The following is a 4,439-nucleotide window of genomic DNA, read 5'->3' on the forward strand; positions in this document are numbered from 1 at the left end:
TGGGGGTGATGCAGGCGCTGGCCAAGGCGCGGCTGGAGGGTGCATCTGTGCCGGTTACGGCTGCAGGCTCGGGCACGGATAGCCTGCAGGGCGAGGCATCATGGCTGGCGCGCTTCGATTATTTGTCCACCGTCAGTGGTGGTGGCTATCTTGGCGCTTTTTTCTGCAGCCTGTTTGTGCCGGGACGGTTTCGCCAGGAGACCACGCCCGAGAGCGCGGCGGCTGATGCCTATGCTGTGATGCGGGGCGAGCCGCCGCCCCGTTTCAGCACCAGTCGGCGTACCCGGACGATGGCCCGGCAAGGCGATGCCTTGGCCGGGCGGTCGATGCCGCTGGCCTGGTTGCGCGAAAACGGCCGCTATCTATTGCCTACCGGCGCCGGAGATACGGCGTATGCCTTGGCGCTGTTTATTCGCAATCTTTTGTCCGTGCATGGGGTGCTGGGTACGCTGGCCGTACTGTTGCTGGGGTTGCTGGCCTGGTCCGAGGCCGGGCTAGTGGCATGGGCAGGGCTGGACATGGGGCTGCGTGCCGCGTTGGCGTCGGGCAAGGGATCCGATTTTGTCTTGTGGTGGAGCCCCTTGTGGCCGCTGTTGCCGGCGCTGCTGCTGTTATGGTGTGCACCGGCTGCGCTGGCTTACTGGCTGATGCCCCATTCGCCGGGTCGCGGCGGCTATCGGCCAGGGCATTGGCTATGGTTGGCGCTGGCGTTACTGGTTGCGTGTTTCGAATACTTTGCCACATGGCCGCCCCAGGCCGGCTTCTGGCGTTATCCGGCCTGGGGCCTGTTATGGCTGGGGCTGGCTGCCCGGGCCTTGCAGCTTGGCTATAGCTGGAGGGCGCAGCGCAAAGCGCCAGGTGAAGCAGGTGCCGGCGGAGAATACCGGGTAGGTGTGACACGCAGTCTGTCTGCCAGTTTGCTGCTCTTGCTGGGGCTGTTTACGCTGGCGCTGGTCGAAACGCTGGGGCAGTCGCTTTACCTTTATCTGCAGCGCACATCGGCGGGTTCGTTGACTTTGTCGTCGCTCGTGGCTGCATTGGGCACGGCGCTGGCCGGGGTGCGTTATCTGGCCCGCGTATTCGATGAAAAATCCCCGTCAGGCTGGATAGCCCGATTGCCTTTGCCCCTGCTGACGGCAGTCGCGGGCGTGCTGTTGGCGCTGCTGGTATTGATGCTGTGGGCGTGTCTGGTGCAGGCGGTCGCCTGGGGAGGGGCTTTGCCGGCTAGCGGTGCTTTTGCTTCCGGCTGGCGCTTATTCTTGCTGGTGTTGATGGCGCTGGTGCTGGCCGCGCTTGCCGGCAGCACTGCCGACTTTCTACGCCTGTCGTCATTGCAGCAGTTCTATGCAGCGCGTCTGACCCGCGCCTATCTGGGTGCCTCCAATGGCCAGCGTTTTGCCAGCAAGGAGCGCAGGGCTTACAGCAGTGCCGAGCCCATGCCGGGTGATGATCTGACCCTGGCCGACTACTATGGCCACGCGACGCTGGCACCGCTGCATCTGATTAATTGCGCGCTGAACCAGACCTTGGGGCCTGCCGAGCAATTGGTGCAGCGTGACCGCAAGGGCAAGCCGGTCTGTCTGGCGCCGGGGGCGGATGATCAGGTGCGTTTTTGGGTGGATGGCCAAGCCGTGCGTTTGCATGTGCCGCACGGAGGCGTGCCGCAACTGGGGCGCTGGGTCGCCATTTCCGGTGCGGCTTTTTCGACCGGACTGGGGCGTGCCACTTCGCTGGGTAGTTCGCTATTGTGCGGCCTGGCCAATATCCGTCTGGGTGACTGGCAGATGCTGCGTGGTAGCGGTCTGGTTTCCCGCCCCGTGGCTGATGCATGGCCATGGCGCGTTTTTGCCAATCAGTTATTGCTGCTACGCGAGTGGAGCGGGCGTTTTCGCGGCCTGCACTCGCGCTGGCAGTATCTGTCGGATGGGGGCCACTTTGAAAATACCGGTGTGTACGAGCTATTGCGGCCCGAGCGTGATGTGCAGCTGATCATCGCCTGCGACTGTGGTGCCGATCCTGACTACCAGTTTGACGATCTGGCCAATCTGGTGCGCCTTGCCCGTGTCGATTATCAGCTGGAGATCGTGGTAGACGAACTGGAGATGGACGATGACGCCCTGCGTCAGGCATTTACCACGCCGCAGGCCATGCGTGAGGCCGAACTGCAGCGCAGGGCCTCGCCCGGCGTGGCGACGAAAGATACGCGCAGCGCCATCCTGCTCAAGGTGTGCCAGGCCGGTCGTGATGAAATTGTTTGCCGCATCGTGCTGATCAAGCCGCGGGTTGTGGCCGGCTTGCCGGTCGATTTGCTGCATTACGCCAGCCTGAATCCCGATTTCCCGCAGCAGACGACCATAGACCAGTTTTTTGACGACCAGCAATGGGAGAGCTACCGCAAGCTGGGGCTGGTGGCGGGGGAGCAGGTGCTGGCTGCGCTATTTGCCAGTGGCAGTCTGCAACGCTGGGCGGCCCAGCATTAGGGCCGCTATGTATTCTGCCATCACAAGGGAGGGCCAGTATTTGCCCGCTGCAAGGCGGTGCAATAGCAGCGTAGTGCCCGGTTTACTGGCATCATCGCGCCCAACGATATTAAAGCGATGATGCCATGACCCATACCGACCCCCATCTGTGGCTGGAAAGCCTGGACTCGCCCGAGGCGCAAGCCTGGGTGGCGGCGCAAAACAGCAAGACCCGCAGCCTGCTCGACACCGACTCCCGCTTCGCGCCTTTGTCGGTCGAGATCCTTGCCCACCTGCAGGACACGCGCCAGATTCCGTTTTTTGCCGAGCACGGCGCCTGGCTGTACAACTTCCATCAGGACGAGGCCCATGCACGCGGCGTTTACCGCCGCAGTACGCTGGATGCCTATCGCGCCGGCGCGCAGGACTGGGACATCGTGCTCGATATCGATGCGCTGGCTGAGGCCGACAAGGAAGACTGGTTTCTTGACGGCATCTCGCACTGCACGCTCGCCCCTTCGCGGGTGCAGGTTTTCCTCACCCGCGGTGGGCAGGATGCGACGGTGTGCCGCGAGTACGATCTCGAGGCGCAGTCGTGGGTGGAGCACGGCTTTGATTTTCCCGAGGGCAAGAGCCATATCGCCTGGCGTGATGTGGACAGTGCCTTTGTCTGCCCGGGCTGGAAGGGCGCGCCGCTGACGCGTGCCGGCTACCCGCGCGAGGTGTGGCTGGTGGCGCGTGCCGAGGACGGCCAGCATGCGTGGACGCAGCTGTTTGCCGCGCCCAAGGACGCGATGATGGTGGCGGCGTGGCGCTATCTCGATGCCGATGGCAGCGTGCTCGACATCATCGAGGCGTCGGACTCCTTCTATAGCAAGACCTACCATCTGATAGACGCGAATCTGGCGAGCCATGCGCTGCCGCTGCCGGCCAAGGCCGATATCGAGGGCTATCTGCATGGCGAGTTGCTGGTGAAGCTGGCCGACGACTGGGCATGGCAGGGCGAAAGCTATGCTGCCGGCAGCCTGCTGGCGGTAGCGCTGCAGGATCTGGCGCTGGATCGGGTGCAGGTGCTGGTGGCACCTGAAGACAAGCTGTCGATCGAGTCGGTCGAGACTACGCGCTCAAGCTTGGTGGTCAACCTGATCGATAATGTCAAAAGCCGCCTTGTTGCCTTCGATAAGGTGGATGGCCGCTGGCGCGAACGCGCGCTGCCGGTGGCCGACAGCGGCGTGATCGAGTTTGCCGACCAGCCGTGGGATAGCGATATTGTCTGCTACAGCTTCAGCGACTTCCTGACCCCGACCGGATTGCATCGCCTGAATGTGGCGACCGGCGAGCAGGAGGTGCTGCGCGCACAGCCGGCAGCCTTCGATGCGTCGGCCTTTGTTGCCGAGCAGCGCCATGCCTTGGCCGGGGATGGTACCTCTATCCCGTACTTTGTGGTACGCGGCAAGAATACGGTGCTGGACGGCAATACGCCGACGCTGATGTACGGCTATGGCGGTTTCGAAGTGCCGATGCTGCCTTATTACATTGAAAACTTCGGCCCGCACTGGCTGGAAAAGGGTGGTGCCTTCGTGCTGGCCTGCATCCGTGGCGGCGGCGAGTTTGGCCCGGCCTGGCATCAGGCAGCGCAGGGGGTGCGCCGTGCGGTGAGCTTTGGCGATTTTATCGCGGTGGCCGAAGACCTGATCGCGCACGGGCTGACCAGCCCGCGCCGCTTGGGGATAGAGGGCGGCAGCAATGGCGGCCTCTTGGTCGGCGCCTGCATGGTGCGCCGCCCCGATCTTTTTAACGCCGTGGTGTGCGAAGTGCCGTTACTGGACATGTTGCGCTATACCGAGCTGCTGGCCGGTGCCAGCTGGATAGACGAATATGGCGACCCGGACGATGCAAGCGAGCGCGCGGCGCTGGCGGCGTATTCGCCCTACCATCATGTACAGGCCGATGCTGACTATCCGCTGGCACTGTTTACCA

At 63.3% G+C, this 4,439-nt stretch carries 2 protein-coding genes; both read left to right on the top strand.

What is annotated here, in order from left to right; genetic code table 11:
- A partial coding sequence (locus ACRC1E_RS07545) for a hypothetical protein (RefSeq protein WP_438514491.1) occupies window positions 1–2,480 on the top strand: 2,480 nt, incomplete at its 5' end.
- A 125-nt stretch (window positions 2,481–2,605) separates the two neighbouring features.
- The coding region (locus ACRC1E_RS07550) for a prolyl oligopeptidase family serine peptidase (protein WP_438514492.1) at window positions 2,606–4,439 on the top strand (1,834 nt) is incomplete at its 3' end.

Source organism: Craterilacuibacter sp. (assembly GCF_051659485.1).
Lineage (GTDB): Bacteria > Pseudomonadota > Gammaproteobacteria > Burkholderiales > Chromobacteriaceae > Craterilacuibacter.